This is a genomic window from Erythrobacter sp. JK5 (assembly GCF_018205975.1).
In the GTDB taxonomy this organism is placed as follows: Bacteria; Pseudomonadota; Alphaproteobacteria; order Sphingomonadales; family Sphingomonadaceae; genus Erythrobacter.
In genome coordinates, this window is record NZ_CP073577.1 from 2,056,560 (window position 1) to 2,076,505 (window position 19,946).

At 64.2% G+C, this 19,946-nt stretch carries 12 protein-coding genes; 3 read left to right on the forward strand and 9 right to left on the reverse strand.

Annotated features, from left to right (window positions below; translation table 11 throughout):
• The first annotated feature begins 18 nt into the window (after positions 1–18).
• Together KDC96_RS10040 and KDC96_RS10045 are read left to right on the forward strand one after the other, a co-directional pair.
• Positions 19–1,500, forward strand: a complete 1,482-nt coding sequence (locus KDC96_RS10040; RefSeq protein WP_212448307.1) for a serine/threonine-protein kinase — start codon at positions 19–21, stop codon at positions 1,498–1,500.
• A 17-nt stretch (positions 1,501–1,517) separates the two neighbouring features.
• Entirely contained in the window at positions 1,518–2,471 is a 954-nt protein-coding gene (locus KDC96_RS10045) for a C1 family peptidase (protein ID WP_212448308.1), read from the forward strand.
• A 47-nt stretch (positions 2,472–2,518) separates the two neighbouring features.
• On the opposite strand, the gene KDC96_RS10050 is transcribed toward KDC96_RS10045, so the two are convergent.
• The 9 genes from KDC96_RS10050 to KDC96_RS10090 all read right to left on the reverse strand — a co-directional run bounded on the left by KDC96_RS10050 (position 2,519) and on the right by KDC96_RS10090 (position 18,154).
• The gene (locus tag KDC96_RS10050; protein WP_212448309.1) at positions 2,519–4,885 is read right to left on the reverse strand and encodes a serine/threonine-protein kinase; all 2,367 of its coding nucleotides are present in this window, start codon (positions 4,883–4,885) and stop codon (positions 2,519–2,521) included.
• Complete coding sequence (locus KDC96_RS10055) at positions 4,878–5,624, reverse strand: ECF-type sigma factor (protein ID WP_249171749.1); 747 nt, start codon at positions 5,622–5,624, stop codon at positions 4,878–4,880. Before KDC96_RS10055 ends, KDC96_RS10050 begins: the two co-directional genes overlap by 8 nt.
• A 39-nt stretch (positions 5,625–5,663) precedes the next feature.
• Positions 5,664–6,773 (reverse strand): hypothetical protein, encoded by a 1,110-nt coding sequence (locus KDC96_RS10060; protein WP_212448310.1) that lies wholly within the window; start codon positions 6,771–6,773, stop codon positions 5,664–5,666.
• A complete protein-coding gene (locus KDC96_RS10065; protein WP_212448311.1) occupies positions 6,679–7,023 on the reverse strand; it encodes a hypothetical protein in 345 nt (114 codons plus the stop codon). Before KDC96_RS10065 ends, KDC96_RS10060 begins: the two co-directional genes overlap by 95 nt.
• A 58-nt stretch (positions 7,024–7,081) precedes the next feature.
• Positions 7,082–11,122: an autotransporter outer membrane beta-barrel domain-containing protein gene (locus KDC96_RS10070; protein WP_212448312.1), complete on the reverse strand. Its 4,041-nt coding sequence runs from the start codon at positions 11,120–11,122 to the stop codon at positions 7,082–7,084.
• Positions 11,123–11,220: 98 nt separating this feature from the next.
• Positions 11,221–11,886, reverse strand: a complete 666-nt coding sequence (locus KDC96_RS10075) for a response regulator transcription factor (protein ID WP_212448313.1) — start codon at positions 11,884–11,886, stop codon at positions 11,221–11,223.
• A gap of 81 nt (positions 11,887–11,967) precedes the next feature.
• The gene (locus KDC96_RS10080; protein WP_212448314.1) at positions 11,968–13,908 is read right to left on the reverse strand and encodes a sensor histidine kinase; all 1,941 of its coding nucleotides are present in this window, start codon (positions 13,906–13,908) and stop codon (positions 11,968–11,970) included.
• Positions 13,909–14,085: 177 nt separating this feature from the next.
• Positions 14,086–16,416 (reverse strand): EAL domain-containing protein, encoded by a 2,331-nt coding sequence (locus tag KDC96_RS10085; RefSeq protein ID WP_212448315.1) that lies wholly within the window; start codon positions 16,414–16,416, stop codon positions 14,086–14,088.
• A gap of 130 nt (positions 16,417–16,546) precedes the next feature.
• Positions 16,547–18,154 (reverse strand): FecR family protein, encoded by a 1,608-nt coding sequence (locus KDC96_RS10090; protein ID WP_212448316.1) that lies wholly within the window; start codon positions 18,152–18,154, stop codon positions 16,547–16,549.
• A 200-nt stretch (positions 18,155–18,354) separates the two neighbouring features.
• On the opposite strand from KDC96_RS10090, the gene KDC96_RS10095 reads away from it, so the two are divergent.
• Positions 18,355–19,923 (forward strand): ShlB/FhaC/HecB family hemolysin secretion/activation protein, encoded by a 1,569-nt coding sequence (locus tag KDC96_RS10095; RefSeq protein WP_212448317.1) that lies wholly within the window; start codon positions 18,355–18,357, stop codon positions 19,921–19,923.
• Positions 19,924–19,946 lie beyond the last annotated feature (23 nt).

The following is a 19,946-nucleotide window of genomic DNA, read 5'->3' on the forward strand; positions in this document are numbered from 1 at the left end:
TGCAGCAAGTGCGATCACGTGAATTCCGCAGACGCCACCTTTTGCGGCCAGTGCGGGGAACCGCTGAAGCAGGAACTCGTGGGGGACATCGCCCCGGATATCGACTCGATGCAGACGGTGGGGATGTTCGAGACGGTGGGCCGCGGCGAAAAGGCCATGGCGAAGGAGCTCGAGTTTGCCGAGGGCGATGTCTTTGCCGGTCGCTACACGATCCAGTCGCTGATCGGTCGCGGAGGCATGGGAGTCGTCTACAAGGCGATCGACCGCCATGGCGAGCGCGAGGTCGCGCTCAAGCTGATCCGGCCGGACCTGTTGGCGGGACCGGAAGCGGTGAAGCGGCTGATCGCGGAAGGGGTCACGACCCAGGAACTCGCGCACCCCAACATCGTACGCGTGTACAACGTCGACGAGGCCGGCGACGTGCCGTACGTGGCGATGGAATATGTCGCAGGGACCACGCTGGCCGAGTGGCACCGGGCGCGCATCGCGGAGCGCGAGCAGGTGCCGGTCAGGGTGGCCGCGCGGATCGTCATGGAATTGCTTGCGGGGCTCGAAGCAGCGCACGACACCGGGATCATCCACCGCGATCTCAAACCGCAGAACATCATCCTGACAGCCGAGCCCGACGAAAAGAACGCGTCGGTCAAGATCCTCGATTTCGGGATCGCGCGCGTGGCCGGTGCAGACGAAAACCTTGCGGGAACGACGCTCGGCACGGCCGGCTACATGGCTCCCGAACAGCGCACCGATCCCGACCTGGTCGACAAGTCTGCCGATCTCTATGCGCTGTCGAAGATATTCTACAAACTGCTGATGGATGCGCTGCCAGATACGATGTGGCAGCCCCCGTCGGCGAGCCGATCCGAAGTCCCCGAACAGGTCGACGCGCTGATTCTTGCGGGAATATCAGTCAATCGCAACGCGCGGCCGCAATCGGTCGAGGATTATCGCTCACGCTTGCTCGCTGCCATGAACAGGCGACCTGCGGACGGAGGCAATCACGGGCAACCCATTCAGAACCTCCACAACGGCGGGGGATCGAGCGGTGCCGAAACAGGATTGGCGACGCTGACTTCCAACCCGGCAATCCTGGCAGGCATTGGATGTCTGGGTGCCTTCGCGCTTATCGTACTGGTCGTGATGAGCCTGCCTGATTCGTCGGACGGACAAATCGAGCCTGGGTCTCCCTACGCAAAGCTCTCCGGCGTCTGGTACGATGGCGCAGGTCAGCCCTCTCCGTTTTCGGTCGCTTCGGACGGTGCGTTCAAGAGCAGCGGCATGGATGCGACCTACGCCGTTCCCTTCACGGTGTCTGGCCGGTTCGTCGGCAACAATGCAACCTACCAGTACCAGTCGGACCTCGGGAGTTTTCAAGGCACGCTGTCCTGGGACGGGCAGGATTGCCACGTCGACAACGAGCTCAACGTCAATGGCCAGATGATTGGCGAACGATACCACATCAACCACATGCCGGGTGAGCCTTGCCCGGATGGATTCTAGGCCGAAGGAGAGGCAAAGTGACTGACCTGACCTATGAGGGCCACCCGTTGAACGGCTGCCTGTTCGAAGCGAGCCCGGCGCCGGCGCCTACTCTGGAAGCGTCGGGCAACGCCGTATCGACATCCAACATTCCCAGAGCGATCGATCTGCGACCGTATTGTTCGCCGGTCGAAAATCAGCAGCAAACCAACAGTTGCGTGGCGAACGCCATCGTCGGCGCGGTCGAACTGCTGCAAAAAAAGGATCGGCGCGATGAGCGCGACCTTTCGCGGCTGTTCCTCTACTACAACGCCCGCAAGCTGGGTGACCGCGCGGATCGCGACGAGGGGACGTTCATTCATCACGGCATGGCTGCAGTGCTGGCCCATGGCATCTGCGAAGAGCGCATGTGGCCGTTCCAGCAAGTTGCGGTCAACCAGGTGCCGACCCAGGGCTGCTATGAGAACGCGACCCATTACGAAGCGATCCAGTTTGCGCGGACCCCCGGTGCGTCGGCCATCGCGGCGCTGGCGCAGGAATTGCCAGTCGCCTTCGGCATCGTGTTGCCCGGAGAATGCTACAAGGTGGCCGCCGAAACCGGGATTATCCCGTCGCCCGATATCTTGCCGGTGCAGAGCCCGCCCAGCGGCCATGCGATGCTGCTGGTTGGCTACGACCTTGGCGAGAAGATGTTCATCGTCCGCAATTCATGGGGCCCGGGCTATGCCAAGGAAGGCTACATCCTGATCCCGTTCGACGTGATGTTCAAATACGCCCATCCGGATCAATTCTGGACCATCGGCGCGATCGAACGCGCGCCGGGCCTGCGATTGATGGGCATGGGCGTGGAAGAAGCCGCGATCAGCTACGGCGCGCCGGTGGCGCGCTCGGGCGCAAGGGACGGCGTGGCACAGCAACTGCGCGGCGAAATCGAAGGTCGACTGGGAGAGGCGAAGCGCGGCTTTGCGGATCGGCTGCGCGGCAAGAACTAGCCGGGCCGACCACCATGGAGGCGCTTTGCCAGGCGCGCTCCGATCGCTCAGCCCGCACAGTTCGCCAGGGCCTGCTTCAACGGCACGATGCTGTTCTGCTGATCGATCGCGGATATCTCGATCCGCTCGCCCAGCCTTTTCCACGCCCGCTCGGCTTCGCGATAGGCTGCGCATCCGGCCTCCAGCTGTCCCGCTTCGGCGAGCATTTCGGCATAGGTCTGACGCGCGCCGACGACATCGCGGAAATAGCCGTCGTTGCCCGGCTCCGCTTTGGATCGGGCAATGCGCGCGTCGAGGATCTTGCGGGCCAGTGCCACCGCTTCGCTGTTGCGGCCAAGCGCGGCCAGCACGTAGACCTTTTGCGAATACAGCGTTTCGCGCCGCTCGATCGCTCCGGCATCGTCGGGATCGCGATTGATGATGAATTCGGCGTAGCCCTCGGCCTGCTCGAGGTCGGCAAGCGCCTTTGCATGTTGCTCCATGTCGCTGAGGACCAGCGACCTCCGGAACAGGAGAGCTATAAGGCTCAGGCGGCGGTCGTCCCGCAGTTCGGCGGGTCCGTTCCTGAAGAGATCGTCATAGATTTCGAATGCCTCGTCGAGCGGCGGCAACGACGATCCATCCTCCGGACTGTCGATCGAAAGATACCAGGATCGGGTGTATCCCAGTTCCGAATTCGTGCTCGCCAAGGCAAGCCGCGCATCGGGTTCACCTGCCTTGTAGGCCGGATCGGCGCGGATTTCCGCCACCAGCTGTTCGAGGCGCTTTACGCCTTCTTCTCCCTTGTCGATCCAGACGAAAGGTTTGGCCGCCTGAAGTCTCGACCGGTACCAGCTGAACTTGTGCCCGCGTTTGTCCGGACCGGATCTCATCAATTCCCCGAACAGAGCGGCGGAGCGGTCGGCCGATACGATTGCGCCTTCGTTGTCGTCATCGGCGATGAACCGCATGATGGCATCGGAATAATGCGCTTCGGCCAGTGCCGTCTTGATGTCGGCATTGCCGGGATCGGTCCGATACAAGGCCTCGAGATCGGCGATCGCCCGGTCGAGGAATTTACGAGCGTCTTCGCGACGCCCGAGATTGGCGCCCTCGGGATTGCCGGACACGGTCGATAGCCGGTGGTATCCCCGCGCAATCTCCAGCCTCAGGCCGGGATCGAGATCGTCGGCTGCGCCCAACCGTTCGAGATAGGCCCGGGCTTCATCGGCGATCCGGGACAGCGCCTTGGTGTTGCCCGAGATCGGTTCCAGCTCGTCGTACAGATCGAACAGCATGAAATTTGCGATCCCGCGAACTTCGGAAAACCGTTGTTCGGCCTCGTCGCGGGCATCGACCGCCTCGCTCCACCACCAGGTCGTGGTCGTCGCGCCCATGGCAAGGGCTAAGGCGAGCAGGGCGAGTGTCTTGTTGCGCGTGACCCATTTCGTGAAACGGTACGGCATGCTGTCGGGCATTGCGGCAACCGGGCGGTTGGACAGATAGAGCCGGATGTCTTCGGCAAACAGGTCCATCGAAAGATACCGCTTCTCGGGCTGCTCGGCGGTGGCCTTGGCGATGATCGCGTCGATCTCGCGGGTGCGTGGCTCGGGCATGATCTCCGCCAGCATCCGGCCTGCGGAAAAGACATCGCTCAGCACCGTCGCCGCCGCGCCGGACATTCGTTCTGGTGCCGCGTAACCGGGGGTCAAAGTCGCTGCCCGGGCCGGCGCCGCACCAATGACTTCGGCCTCCTCCCCGTCTGGCCGCGCGATCCCGAAATCGATCAGCTTGGCCTGACCATCCTGATCGATGAGGACATTGGCTGGAGTAAGATCGCGGTGAACGATCAGATTGCGATGCGCGTAACCGGCGGCCTCGCATATCTGGATGAACAGGTTCAGCTTTTGCTTTTCGTCAGGGGCTTTCGCGCCGATCCAGGCCAGCAGCGGAATACCGTCGATCCGCTCCATCACGATATAGGGCTGGCCATCGGGAGTAGCGCCGCCATCGAACAGCCGTGCGATATGCGAATGGTTGAGTTGGGCGAGGATTTGGCGTTCGCGGTTGAATCGTTCGATCAGCTGTTCCGAAAAGAACCCCGGCTTGATCAGCTTGATCGCGACGCTGTGTTCGAAATCGCCCTCTTCGCGTTCGGCGGCATACACCGTGCCCATTCCGCCCGAACCGATGACGCCGGTAATCCTGTACGCTCCGACGCGATCGGGCGGAGGGGGTGGCTCGACCGTCTCCATCGCCGCGCCCGTCTGCATCGAAGCGACGTGGTCGGCATGGTTCAATGCGGTGATGCGGCGCAGCAGCGTTTCATCGCCGGCGACCTGCTCGCGCAGCCAGCCTTGGCGCAAGTCCTCATCGATATCGAGCATCGCTTCGAACAGCGAAAGGGCTTTGCGTTCGAGCGACAGGTCATCCATCGGTGATTTGCCGCGACATGGCATCGGCAAGCCAGGCGCGCGCGGTCTGCCAGCGCCGCTTTACGGTTGGCTCGGACCAGCCGGTGACTTCGGCAACGTCACTGATGGTCATGCCTCCGAAATAGCGCATCTCGACAATCTCCGCGAAGCTCGGTTCGATGGCCTCCAATCGTATTAGCGCAGTATCGAGCTCATGCAGATCAGTCCGTTGGGGGCCTTCGAGATAAGTCTGCAATTCGACCCGCTGGTGTTCGCGCTTGTTGGCGTGGCGGGCGCGCGCCTGATCGACCAGCACGTTGCGCATCAGCCGCGAGAGCAAGGCGAGCAGATGCGCGCGATCCTTGATCGAGGGATCGACGCCGAGAATGCGCAGCATCGCTTCATTGATCAGGTCATGGGTCGAGAGCGAACTCTTGCTCTCGTCGCGCAGTCGGGCGGCGGCGATCTGCTCCAGCTCGGGCAGGACCCGGGCGATGAGCAGATCCCGGGAATTGAGCTCCCCTCCCCGCCACTCGAGAATCAGACGTTGTGTCTCGGCCTGTCCAGTCAGTGCCCCCTCCTGCCGCTGCCCCTTCAGCGCTGTTCGACCTCGTCTTTTTTCGTGCGCGGTGGAGATATCATCCGGTGGGCGACAGAGTGCAAGCGTTCTTCGCAGGTTTCGAAGAATGGGGCCGTCGGAGGAGGTGCACCGATTGGCGGAGTGGAGGTGATCGAATCGAGAGAGGCCTCGGAGACCCACCGCTCAGCACCGTCGGCAGCTTCCCGGCCAATTTCGGCCTCAGCGTCCGATATTCTCGCACAGCATCTCGCGTTCGCGCCCCGAAGCCATATAGGTTCCCCCGAACGTGCTTCCCTGAGACTTCTGTTCGAGCCCGATGACGTAGGAGAAGCACTTTCCGTCCTTGCGCTTCACTGCCAGCGCGGCCTGCTGATCGCGCGACAGGATGATGCCCGTGACGGGGTTGCGGCGAACGGTCCAGCCGTGGCTCAGGAGATTGACGCGGAGGACCTCGCTGCCTGCAAATTCACCCTGGGTCCAGGCGCTGGATCTGAACGCGGATGCGAAATCGCGCTCGGCCGCCGCATCTCGGCGGACTGCCGGCCGCAGCCGCATGGCCGCAATTCTCGCCGCAAGTGCTTCAGCCCGGCCCTGCCTGACCGATTCCAGCGATCCGAGTTGCGCCATGGCATCCCCGGCTGCCGAGCGTGCAGCAAGCACGTCGGAATTGTCGGGGTAAAGCCTGGCAAGTTGAGCCAGCTGCTCGACGCGGTAGGCCATCAGGAAATACTGAGCCATGGCCAGATCGTCGCGACCATCGCTGTTGCGAAACCTGTCGAGGTCGGTCGAGGCAATCGCTCGAGACAGATACTGGGCGTGACGCGATGCCGTGGTCGCAACCCTGGTCGCGTACCCGTTTCCGGAATCGTTGGCCATCGCGATCAGATCGGCGGTCAGCGCTTCATCCAATTTCGCGCGAAAATCCTCGAGGGCTTGCATGGCCTGTGTCTGGGCCGCGTCATTGTCGGCAATGAAAGCCCGGTGATCGGGAACGAAGTCCGTGATCTCGGCGACGATGGCCTTGACCAGATCAGCCTGGCGGCGTTGTTCCTTGCGCTGCGACGCTGCATCACCGCTTGATGCGCTCACCCGCGTCGACGCTGCACCGGGCGCCCCGGGGATCTCGAGCCGCGGAAGCGACTGCGCGCTGGCACAGTGGTCCGCCACTGGCGAAGGAACTCCAAACGCAGCTATCGCCGCAACACCGGATACCCCGGCAAGCCTTCGAAACAGGTCAGCCATTGTCGCCTCCCTCGCTCTCGGCCGCTTGGCTCGCGTCTCCGGAAAATTCATCGATGCAGACATCCAGCGCGGATTGCTGCTGTTCATCCGTGGGCATCGCCTCTGATGTCATCTGACCATTTTCGATCAGGCGATCGATCGTGCAGTCGCAAATCCCGGTCGCCGCGTCCTGCGGGATCTGCTGCAACACCGCGACACTCACGCATTGCCGTTTGGCAGAGTTGATCGTGAGCTCGCCGAGCGGTTCGGCGGGCACGGTCGGCTGTGCCGGTTCGTCGCAGGCAGCAAGCGCCAATGCGAACGAAGCTGTCAGAAACATCGAAAGCTGGGTCTTCATCGTGAACATCCTGTGTTGGTGGCCCGCCACCGGGCCATGAAAGAACTGTGGCTGCCCATCAGAACCCGAAGGACACCGCGACATGCACGCCGGTGCTGCGAAAGGTCTCTGCCCCGATCCCGTCGTGGAAGACGGACAGGCTCGACCGGAAGCTCCCGCCGCTGAACAGATCGACGCCGCCCTCGACCCGGGCTCGCAACCCGTCGTCCAGAACCGAATTCGTTGCGGTGCCAAAGGTGTAGATGCCTTCAAGCTCGGCAAAGGGTCTTATCGACCAGCCTCCCTCGAGCAGCAGCGCGTGCTGTATTCGCGGCCGGAAGCTCACGTCTCCCTGCGACACCGTCTGGCCGGGGATCGTTATGTCGAGACTGTCGGTATAGGCTTCTGCCTTCTCAGACAGGTGCCGAACGGCGATTTCCGGCCGGATCCGGGTCGACTTACCCAGATCGAATTGGCCGACGATGGAGCCCGAATAGAAGCTCCTGCTGGTTTCGAAGCTGTCGACAAAGGAACCCAGCGGCGAAAGCCGGTTGTCCGAGGCACCCCACGCGGCGCGCAGCTCGCCAAACAGCCCGGGCGCGAGCCGCGCCATGGCATAGGGCCCGACCATCCAGCCGTCCCCTTCCGCTTCGCCTGCGGCGAGGGTTCCCTTGTCCCTGAATTCGTCGAACTGGCCGAGCACGCCGACCAGAAGGTCCTTGCCGACGAGATAATCGGCACCGATGTGGACGATCCGGAAACTGCCCTCCTGCGATCCCAGTCTGGTGTCGGCAAAATACGCTTCGGTCCACAGGTCGAACAGTTTCGGACCCCGCTCGCGATCACCCAGGGCCGACGCTGCGGTCGCAAGGCTGGTCGAAAAGCTGGCTTGCCCCGATCCCAGCGCCATGGAGAATGGCAGGGCCGCCGCTCCCGGCACTGGCACGCCGTAGGCGACAGCACCGCCGCCGCTACCCCCCATCCCGCCATTGAGCCGATCCAGACGCCGCTGCAGGTCCGGCTGCATGGAAAGGATCAGCGCGTTTCGGCCGGTCAGGAAATCGGTGATCGCGCTGACGGCTGCTTCGCGCGAATTGGCACTGGTGAAGGTGCAGACCAGATCCTCGTTCGGCGCGAGCGCGATGGCCACGCTCCGACTGGCGAGATCGACGACGGAATCACTGTCATTGCAGCTGATCTCGGTGAGCGCGAGCCCGGCCACGGACAAATCCGCTACGCTCACGCTGTGCGACCCGGCTGCCACGCCGGTTGCGACCAGCTGGCCGGTGCCGTTGTTCGTCGCGAGGCTGCCGTTGAGCGCGGCAATGTCCGATGTGAAGGTGAAGCTGGTATCGGAACCGATCACACGCTGGACGATCGTCACTGTGCCGACACCGCGAACGCCGATCGTGACCGTGTCTGCCGCCGAAGTGACCTGCCCGTCGCTGACGGTCAGGCTGAAAACGAGATCCTGAAGCCCCTGCACAACCGGCGCGGTGAAGGTCGGCGTCGCACCGGACGGGTTGCTGAGCGTCACGGCAGGGCCAGCCACCTGAGTCCAGGCGTAGGTCAGGGGATCGCCATCGGGATCGCTCGAACCGGACCCGTCGAGGGTTACGGTGCTGCCGCTGTCGATCGGCCCCTGGTCGGTTCCGGCATCGGCCACCGGCGGCGCGTTGGGCGCGACCGTGATTGCTACGCTGTCGAGTGGGGACGACACCAGCCCGTCGCTCACGACCAGATCGAATGTCAGGACCTGCGCCGTCGTCGTGCTGAAGGGCGCCACGAAGCTGGGAGAGATCGCAGCGGCATCGCTCAGCGTTACCGCCGGCCCGCCGGTTTGCACCCAGGCGAAGGTAAGCGGATCGCCATCGCCGTCGAGAGAGCCACTGCCGTCCAGCGTGACCTGCGCTCCTCCCGCGACGCTGGCATCGGCACCGGCATTGGCGATCGGACCGATATTGCCCGGGATCGTGACATCCACCGTATCTTGCGGCGACGTCGCGATCCCGTCACTGACGACAAGGCCGAAGGTGAGCACCTGAGCCGCCGCCGTCTTGGCCGGAGCGATGAAGCTGGGGTTCTGGGTGGTCGCATCGTTGAGAACCACCGCAGGCCCGCTCACCTGTGTCCATACCAGGGTGACCGGATCGCCGTCCGGATCGGTTCCCGAGCCTTCGAGGAAGACTTGGGAACCGCCCGGAAATGTCGCATCGTTCCCGGCATTGGCAGAGGGATCGGCATTACCGGGGATGGTGATGTCCACAGTGTCGGGGGCCGAGCTCGAATTGCCGTCATTCGCGACCAGCTGGAACGTGAGGACCTGCGGAGCCGCCGTCTTCGCCGGGGCGGTGAAGCTGGGAGTCAGCGTCGTCGCACCGCTGAGCGTCACGCCCGGCCCCGCACTCTGTGTCCACTGATAGGTCAGTGGGTCGTTCTCGAGGTCGCTGGCCGTGCCCGAGAGCGTCACGCTCGAACCGCCCGTCGCAGTCGCATCGGGCCCGGCATCCACCGTTGGCGCGACATTGTCGGGAATGGTGATGGTCACCGTATCGGCTGCCGAGCTCGCAATGCCATCGCTAACGATCAGCTCGAAAATCATCGTCTGAACCGCAATCGTTGCCGGCGGGACAGTAAAGGTCGGATTGGCGGTCGTGGCGCCGGAAAGCGTCGCCGCCGGACCGCTCACCTGCGTCCACTGGTAGGTAAGTGGATCGCCATCGCCGTCGACAGAGCCCGATCCGTCGAGCGTCGCCGATGTTCCTCCGCCAAGCGTCGCATCCGGACCGGCATTGGCGGTCGGCCCGACATTGCCGAGGATGGTGATGTCCACAGTGTCGGGGGCCGAGCTCGAATTGCCGTCATCGGCGACCAGCTGGAAGGTCAGCAACTGCGGAGCCGCCGTCTTGGCCGGGGCGATGAAGCTGGGAGTCAGCGTCGTCGCACCGCTGAGCGTCACGCCCGGCCCCGCACTCTGTGTCCACTGATAGGTCAGCGGGTCGTTCTCGAGGTCGCTGGCGGAGCCGCTGAGCGAAACACTGGCACCTGCGGAAACGGTCGCGTCCGGCCCGGCATTGACTGTCGGCGCGGCATTGTCGGGAACGGTTATCGTGACGCCGTCCGCAGCCGAGCTCGCAAGGCCATCGCTAACGATCAGCTCGAACGTCAGGGTTTGCGCGGCCGTGGTCGCCGCCGGGGCGGTGAAGCTTGGATTGACCGTGTTGGCACCATTGAGCGTGACCGCCGGGCCACCCGTCTGCGTCCAGCTGTAGGTGAGGGCATCGCCATCGCCATCGGTCGAGCCCGATCCGTCCAGAGTGCCCGTGGTGCCGCCACCGACCGTACCGTCGGGACCGGCATTGGCGGTGGGCCCGACATTGGCGGCAACGGTGACATCGACGGTGTCAGTGCTGGTGTCGAAGCCGTCACTGGCGGCCAGGCTGAAGGTCAGCGTCTGCACCGCGTTGGTCTTGGCCGGGGCGACAAAGCTCGGCGTCAATGTGGTCGCGCCCGACAACGTCACCGACGCGCCCGTCGTCTGAGACCACTGGAAGGTGAGCGGATCGCTTTCGAGATCGGATGCCGAGCCGCTGAGGGTGACCGAGGCAAACTGGGTGGTGCTCTGGCTGGACCCCGCATCGACGGTCGGTTCGTTGTTGGCACGCAAGTTCAAGCATGAGCCACCGGCCGCTGCGAGCACGCTGTCCGGGATTTGCACCTGGCTGATAATCGGCGAGCTTCCGCTCATCACGTCGCGATGCTGGATATACTTGTCGTACCGCGACGACCCCAGCGGCACGGTGGCGTCGAGGAAGCGCGAGAAGGTCGTGGTTGTCCCGAACGTGGAGACCTGGGTGAATGTTGGCGTGACGCCGGCGGAGCCCCCGAAATTGGCGATCGCGATGGCATAGAAATCGATGTTGCCGCCATCATCGACGTTGGCCGTCACGCTTTCGTCCCAGGAGATCCGACAGGTTGCCCCGATTGGCGTCGCCTGAATGTTGGTCACACTGTTGACGATTGCCGCCTCTGCGCGGTCGGCCTGGCCAATCATCGCTGCGATCGTCAGGATAGCCGCGCCCGTCTTGAGGTAGGCTCTGTGATTGGTCTTCGCAGGCATCGGTGCATCCCCCCGGAATTCAAGTGGGGTTGTGCTATCCATTCTCGCCAGACGGGTGATCCCACGAATATGGGGACACGGGATATTTGCGGGTGTCGCTAGAGCTTGAGCTGTCCGGTCTTGAGCGCTTCGTAAACCGCCTCGCTGCGGGAATTGACCGCGAGTTTGCCGTAGACGGTTTTCACGTAGCTGCCGACGGTAAGCGGCGAGATGCCCATTTGCGCGGCGGCTTCCTTGTAGGTCAGACCGCGAGCGAACAGATTGAGCAGTTCGACCTCGCGCTCGCTCAAACCGTCGCTTTCATGGACCGCGCTGTCGACCAGCGGCGCGCTCCCGCGAAACCGCTCGAGCAAATAGATCGCCGCCGCCGCGCTGATCGGTGCTCCGCCATCGAGCGTGGCGCGGATGCCGTCGGCGATATCTTCTGGCTCGCTGTCCTTGAGCAGGTATCCGTCCGCACCGGCGGAGATCGCCCCGACCACGGTTTCCCTGTCGCCGAAGCTGGTGACGATCAACACCTTGGTGTCCATCGCCTGGCGGATTTCGGGCACGAGATCGAGGCCGCTGCCGTCGGGAAGTCCGATATCGAGCAGGAACAGGTCCGGCTCCAGCCGGATCAGGTCGCGCGCGCCCCGAACCGAGGAGGCCGCCCCGGCGAGGTCGAAATCGACCTGTGCGGTGATGATATCGATAAAATGATCGAGCAGGTTCGGATCGTCCTCGACGATCGCGATCCGGCTGGTTCTGGGTTTGTCGCTCGTCATTCGCATTCGGCTCCCCACCGCTCGCGCATTGCGTCGCGCAGCACAGCAGAGTTGCTCCGGCAACCCGTAAACGTGGGTCCGTTAGTCGGCACGGCGGTCTGCAATGGCCTGAGCCTCATCGCCGTGCGGGATCTCCAGGCGGACCGTCGTGCCCGTTTCGCCATGCTCGATCGCAAGCCTACCACCGATAGTGGCAGCGCGCGCCTGCATGTTGTCGAGCCCCCGCCCGCGACCGCTGCGGCGCGCGATCCCGGTACCGTTATCCGTCACTGCGATCACCACGGCAAATGCGGGGTCTTCGCTTGCCTTGATCGCGATGGAAATGCGGTCGCCGCCCGAATGCTTGAGCGCATTGGTGTAGGCCTCCTGCAGGATGCGGAATATTTGCAGGATCGTGCGCGGGCCGTACTCGGGCAGGGGTGTTGCGCGATCCTGTTCCCACACGCAATCGAACCCTGCCGCCCTGGCCCTCGGCACGACCCGCTTGCGGAAGATGGCAAGAGCAGAGGCGAGCGATTCTCCGACCGAATCCATCGAATCGATCATCAACCGCATTTCGTCGATCACCTGCTGCAATCCCTCGGCATAATCCTCGGGCTGGGCCTTGCCGCGCTTCGCCATCATCAGCATCGACATCAGGCTGCTTCCGAGCCCGTCGTGCATGTCGCGCATGATCCGTTGGCGTTCCTGCCCGTGGGCCTCGAGCCGGACGAACGCCTTTTCACGGGCATGGGCCTCCTCAAGCTCGGCCGTACGCGCGTCCAGCTGGGCTTGCAGCAGCGTATTGATCTGCGCGGAAGACTGGAACAGCCGGAAATTGCGACTGAAAAAGGCGACCGCAAACGCCAGCAGGAACAGCGGCTGGCTGAGCGTGAGGTAGGGCGTGTTCCGCCCCCAGACCATGATGTTGAAGAGAAAGATGGCAACCAGCATTCCCAGCGTGATGAGGATCGCCGCTTCCCAGTGGCGATCTTCCCTGACGGTCCAGAAATGCCACACCATCCGCGCGAGCATCAGCGCCATGAACAGCATCCCGGCCTGATCGAGCAGGTCGGTTGCTTCGTCCCAGGATCGATCTCCCTGAACCAGCAACAGCATGGCGGCGATCGCCGACGCTGCCACAGCAAATATCGCCAGCACCAACGGCTTGAAATACCGCAGCGGCTTGCCCGACCATTGATCGATCAGGATCGGCCAGCACGCCGACAGAAACAGCGTTATGAACGCGTAATAGAACCCTCTGGCGAAACCGTGCAGCGGTATCTCCGCCCAGAGGTAGAAATGGCTGCGCAGCGACCAGATCGCGGTGAGCAGGAACAGCCACGACAGGAACGCCTTGTTCTCCGACCGGAGCAAGGCGACCAGAACAAGCAGCGCGAGCACGCAGCCGACCGTGAGCGAAATGATTTGCCCGGAACCCAGCAGGAAATTCTTCCATCCGAACGCGTTCGACACCGCATCATATTCACCGAGCAGCAGCGGCAGATTGCCCGCCAGCTGCGGAATGTCGTAGGTTCGAATGTGATCTATGGTGTTGGTCCCGGGTCGCAGCAGTCCGGGCGGAATGCGGATGATCTGCTTGGTCAGGCCGTGATAGGTGACATCGGGCAAGGCCATCCTGCCTTCGCCCGACAGCACCTGCCCGTTGACATAGATCCTGGTATTGCTGCCGCCGTTCTGGTCGAGCAAGGCCAGGCCGCTCGACGGGACCTGCGTCAGCGCGAACCCGGCTCGCAGTCCGTGATAGCCTCGGGGAAAGTGAAGGCTGGATTCGATCTGCGTTTCGCGGAATTGCGCTTTGGCAATGCCCTGCAGTTCCGGCGATTCCAGCCTGGCCGCGCTCAGACTGGTCACGTCGATGAATTCGACCGCATCGGTATCCGGCTGAATGAAGACCGGGTTGAAGACGCCCCAGAAGAAGATCTGGACCGCCAGCACCGCAGCCAGCAACCGTGCCAGCCTGCCCAAGCGCGAATCGCCTTCGAGCCGGTGAGCCTCGATAGCTGTCGGGTTGTCCTGCAAGATTTGCCGCCCCCGTTTCTGTTTTCGGCAGGCCCACCCGTTCTCGGGGGACTTCCCCATGTCTATGGGGATGCGGGGCTCAGTCATACCCCTATTCATGGGGGTTCCCACTGCCGGCTGGCGGGTGCCGACACACGCGGGACACGCCCGGGGGGGCGAGTGCGAAACGACCGCCTGTCAGGCAGCGGCACCGTATTGGCGGCTCTCGCGCAGCATCGCGGCAAAGTCGCGCCACGGCATCGGGCGACCGATTTCCCAGCCCTGCGCATAGTCGCAACCGCGTTCGCGCAGGATCGCCAGGGCCTCCGCATCCTCGACCCCTTCGGCGACGATCACGAAGCCCAGCGCATGCGCCAGGTCGATGGTCGATTGCACCATGATCTGGTCCTTGCGATCCGCCACCAGATTGCGGATGAAGCTCTGGTCGAGCTTGATCTCCTGCGCCGGGAAGCCCTGCAGGTAGTTGAGTGAGGCCTGGCCCGTGCCGTAATCGTCGATCGAGATCCGCGCCCCTGCGGCATGCAGCCGTTCGAGCGCACTGCGCGCGGTGTCTGAATCGACCAGCGGCGCGCTTTCGGTAATCTCGAGCGTGATGCCGCCCAGCCCGGTCGCCGCTCGTTCGAGCCGACCAACCGCAGCGGCAATGAAGTCTCCATCGGAAAGCAATTGCGCGGACACGTTGACGGCGAGGTTCAGCGCGTGGCCGTGCACCGCCGCCTGGTCGCGCCGCGCCAGCGCCTGGTCGAGCACGAACAACGTGAGTCCGCGAATTCGTCCCTTTGCCTCGAGGATCGGGATGAAGTCTGTCGGCGAAATCCGGCCAAGCTGCGCGCTGTCCCACCGCACCAGGCACTCGCCATCGGCAATCGCCCCGTCGGCGAGGCGGAGCTTGGGCTGGTACACCACCGAGATTGCGCCATTGGCGAGCGCGTCGTCGAGCTCTCCCAGAAGGCGCTGCCTGAACTGCGTCTCTTCCTGTAGCGCACCGGCGTTGGCCGACCAGCTCAGTCCGCGCTTGCGCGCCAGCTCCGATGCGGATTCGGCATCCGCGATCGATCCGGCGGCGCTTCCGAAATGAACCGAAAGGCGGAAACGTTCCTCCCCGATTTCGAACGGCGCGTTGAACAGCGTTCGCGCCGTCTCGAACGCATCCTCCGGATCGCCCGCATGGGTATCCGGCATGAACCATGCGAACACCCCGCTTTCGAGCCGGTAGACGGTCTCGACCCCTGTAAGCAGACGCAGGCGGCGCGCGATGGCGCGATCCATCTCGGCCAGTCCGGTGGCACCGAGAACCATGATCACGTCGCCGAAATCGGCAATCCGTGCGACCGCAACCGCAGCCGTGGCACGGCGTTTGAGCGCGCCGGACATCGCCACGCGATTGAGCAGGCCCGAGGCGGTATCGGTCAGCCGTTCCGTCTGCAGGTCGACCGTTGCGGACAGGGTGCGCCGGGCAATCACGAACGCGACCAGGAACATCAGGGGTGCAGTCAGGGGAAGGTACGGCCCGGTAGCCTGATCGAGTACGAGAGCGGTCAGCGCCATCGCGGCGGCCACCCCGCCGGCCACGATACTGCCCGACGATGCGCCCCGCGAACTGCGGGCGCGATGGCCGAGAAACCCGGCGAGCAACACCACGGCCACAGCGAGCATCGCCCACTGGCTCAAGGTGCTGCGCACCCGGTCCTGCAACAGCGTTTCGGCCGCCTGGACCTGGATCGCAACGCCGGGCTGCACGCCGAAAAAGGCGGTGGGATACCGATCGAACAGCTCGATCGCGGTGGCACCGATCACGACCCGCCTGCCCGCCACATCCTCGCGCGGAACCCGGCCCTCGATCAGGTCAATGAAGGATATCCGCGGGATCGTCGCGGGATCGATGGCCTGATCGATCCGGAACGAACTCTCGACCTCGCCTCCGGTTCGGGCGAGCATGTTCACCAGCGAAGGGCGCGCGACCCCGCCGGTCACGATCCCGTTCGGGTAATCGATCACGCGACCGTTGGCGGAGGGGAAGACGTTGACCGAGGCGACGAAGGTGTGTTGCCGAAATTCCGGGATCGGCATCGCTTCGGAAATGGTCGCGAGCTCTCCCGCCCGATTGACCTGGCGAAACGTGGGCACGATCGCGGGCTGGCCGATTTCCGCAAAGGCTGCTGCCAGTGCCGCATCGTCCTGCGGCGTCGAACGTGCGGAAAAGTCGACATCGAAGGCGATCTGTTCGGCCCCCAGCCGGTCGAGCTCGCGGATCGCCTGCGCATGGTAGCGGCGCGGCCATGGCCATTTTTCCAGCGCCTGCAGCGAGCGACCGTCGATCTCCACGATCGCGATCTCGCCGGAAGCCGGCGCGACGCGCAGCTGGTCGCGGCCGTCGCGCAGGTTCGCTTCGAACCCGTCGGCCCCGCCCGTCGGGATCAGCGCGATCGCGACGAGCAACGCCGCGACGAGCGCGACCGCCCCGATATGGGCGTCCTTGGTCTCACGCGAGAATCGCGCCAGCCACACTAGACGTCTCCTGCTGCGCGGGGACTGGTTCCCGCCAGCATCATCCTATGAAGCAAAAGGGTTACCGCGCCGTTTGCGCGCGGGACACACCCGGTCGATACCGGCGCGCAGTTTCAATAATTACAGAGGTTTACGGGGAGCCCTTGCCGCCGCCCTTGCCCGGTCCTCCGCCCTTGCCGTGACCTTTGCCCTTGCCCTTGCCGCGGCCGCGATTGTCTTCGTCATCATCGTCATCGTCGTTGCCATGGCCCCGGTTGCCATCGTCATCGTCGAGATCGAGGTCCAGATCGGCCCCAACATCGATGATGACGCCCTGACTGCCTTCGGTGTCCCCTCCGAAACCGAGATCGAGTTGCGCAACCGCAGAGGCTTCACCGACATCGATATCGAGCTCGATACCGCTTCCGTCCGCCTCGTCGGCGCTCAGGCGACCCTGGCCGTTGCCCTTGTCGGGGTTGTCGTCGTCATCGCCGTCGTCGTCGTTGCCATGGCCGCGGTTGCCGTCGTCGTCGTCATCTTCGTCGTCGTCATCAGGCCCGGAGGTCAAACCCAGATCGGCACCTACGTCCTGTTCCTCGGAACCGCCGTCGATCCCGGCGTCGATCCCGGCGTCGATTTCGATGCCGACCGGATCGTTGCCTGCATCGACATCAAGCTCGATGCCGCTGCCATCGGCCTCGTCGCCGCCGCCCTTGCCCCGTCCCGGATTGGTTTCGTCGGAGCGATCGGGGTCGTTGCCATGGCCGTTGTCGCCATCGTCGCCGACGATTTCGACGTCCGCCGAGCCTTCGTCGACGGGAGCTTCGGCCGATGCGCCACTTCCGATCACCTCGGTGTCGTCTCGATCGCTCCCGACGCCCTGGTCCCGCTGTTCGACCACGACCTGCCGAGCGGTGCTGCGCGCGCCGAAGATCGTCTCTGCAGCGCTGTCATTGCCGTTTTCCGCGCCCGCAAGCGCGGCTCGTATCAGTTCGCCTCCCGCAACGTCGTCGTCCAGCAGGCTGAGCGCAATCGGCGATCCTTCCCGGTGGCCGTTCGCGGTGCGCTGTGCCGCCGGGGTCGAGCCGGAAGCGCCCGGCGCGCCGAGATTGCCCGACCTGTTGCTGCGCGCCTGCGGCGGAGTTGCCCGGAATTCGGGCGAACCGCGAACGACTGCGCCCGACAGGTCTTCGCCCGCGCGGCTGCCCGCGATAACCACCAGCTCGCCGGCGTCGCTGCCTTCGACCAGCCCGATCAGCCCCGGGGTCAGCAGCGCCGCTTCCAGATCGTCCCCGGTCGCGACTTCGACGGCGCCTTCGGTAACCTGCACGCTCGAACGCTCCGCGCCGACCGACACGTTGAAGGTCGTGCCTTTGACCACGGCGGCGAGATACGGCGTCTTCACGCCGAAGTGCGGGGTGGATTTCTTCTCGATCTTGAACAGTGCGTTGCCGAGATACTGGAAGAACTGCACCACCGGTCCGCTCTTCTCGGGAACCGCGACCTGCAGCTTCGCATCGGGTGAGACGACCACGAATTCCTTGCCGCGCACCAGCACCGCGCGGCCCTTGTTTCCGGTGCGGAGGATGTCGCCGGGCAACAGCACGGTGTTCTGCCGCGCGTCCAGCACCGTGCCGCCGCGCTCGACGGTGACGTTGCCGCTCGCTTCGGAAACGCGCCAATCCGGTGCGGCCGCGAACGCGCTGGTACTGGCGAGCAAAGCCGCCAGTGCGAGCGATTTCTTGGCATGTCCCAGCATCAGAGCCTTCCCGGTCGTATTCGAACCTTTGGTACGCTTCCGTTTTGCCCGGCATGACACAAGGAAGAGTGAAAACGGCTGCTTTCCAGAAAGTTAATTCGGGCATCGGAGTAAGGAATTCTTAGCCGCGAGTGGTTACCGGCAGACCCGTTATGGGGGCTTTGCCGAAATCGCTGCGACTACTGGGCGCAGGTGCGCTGATGGTCGCGCCAGCCCACGCCTTGCAGGCTGCACAAGCCGACGGCCCACCGCGCATTGCCTTTTCCGATGTGCTCGCCGTCCAGCCGGAGGGAAGTTACGATCGCGGCAGCGCCCCGCAGGCCGACCAGATCGGAGCGGTCGTGGTGCGCGGCAACGAAGCGATCGAGGACGCCCGTTACCAGGAGGTGGTCGAACGCTTCTTCGGCGAGCCGCTCAATCAGGAAGTGCTCGAACGGCTGAACGACGAACTGGCCCAGCTGGCGCGCGAACAGGGTTACCCCTATGCACGCACCACGATCGACGAGGATGCGGCGGCGCTCGGGATGATCGAGGTGATTGTCGACGAAGGCCGGATCGATGCTATCGCGATCGAGGGGGCCGAGAACGCGCAGGCCCGGCGGATGCTCGAAGGCCTCGTCGGCCGCCCCGCGCGGCGCGAAGAGCTCGAAAGCGTCCTGCTGCGCATTTCGGACATTCCCGGCCTATCGCTGCGCGGCGCGAGACTGCGGCGCGAGGGCGATCAATCCACTCTCGCGGTCAAGCTCGAACAGCGTCCCCACGAAGCGCGGCTTGCCGCCGACAATTACGGCACCAGGAGCTTCGGCCCGGTGCGGGCCAGCGCCAGCACCGCGCTGTTCGGGGTCCTCACCGCGTCCGATGCCATCCGCACCTCGGTGCGCGTGAACCCGGTCGATTTCGACGAATTGCTGTTCGCTTCGTCATCCTACGAAACCCAGATTTCCGACAGCGGCATCACCGCGCAGATCGGCGGGGCTCTCGGCGAGACCGCTCCCGGCGGCGCGCTCAATGGCTCGGACATCAACGGCGACACCCTGCGCGGTTTCGCGACCGTCACGGCACCGCTCAAGCGATCGAAGCAATCGAGCCTGTGGGTCGATACGGAATTCGCCTTCATCTCGATCGAGCAGGACGATCTCGGTGCCTTGCTGCGCGACGACACGATCGTCAGTGCGTCGGTCGGCTTGCGCACGCGGTTTGCGATCGCCGGGGGCGGGTTCGTGCGCACGGGCGTCTCGCTGGAACGCGGCCTCGGCATTTTCGGCGCGACGCGGCTCGGCGATCCTTCCGCCTCGCGCGGCGACGGCGACGGGGTCTACACGAAATTCCGGTTCAATGCCGATACGCGCGTCCCCCTGACGAAGCGCCTCGACCTGTACCTGTCCGCCGCCGGACAACTGGCCGACCGCCCCTTGCTCGCCAGCGAGGAACTGTCACTCGGCGGGGCCTACCGCGTGCGCGGTTACGATTTTGCCGAGGTGCTGGGCGATGAGGGTATCTACGGACTCGCCGAGCTGCGGTATCGCGTGAACACCGACGATCTGCCGTTCGATTTCCTGCAATTCTACAGCTTCATCGATGGCGGCTACGTGTCGGATATCGATCAGACCGGGGGCGAGGGATCGCTGTTCTCCGCCGGGCCGGGGGTGCGCGCGCGGATCGGTTTGCTCGATTTCGAAGTCGAAGGCGCCTTCCCGCTGGGCGGAAGCGGCGAAAGCAGCGATCCGGACGGACCGGAAATCAATGTGCGGGCGGGGGTGAGCTTCTAGCCCCATCGGCAATCCCCGGCACG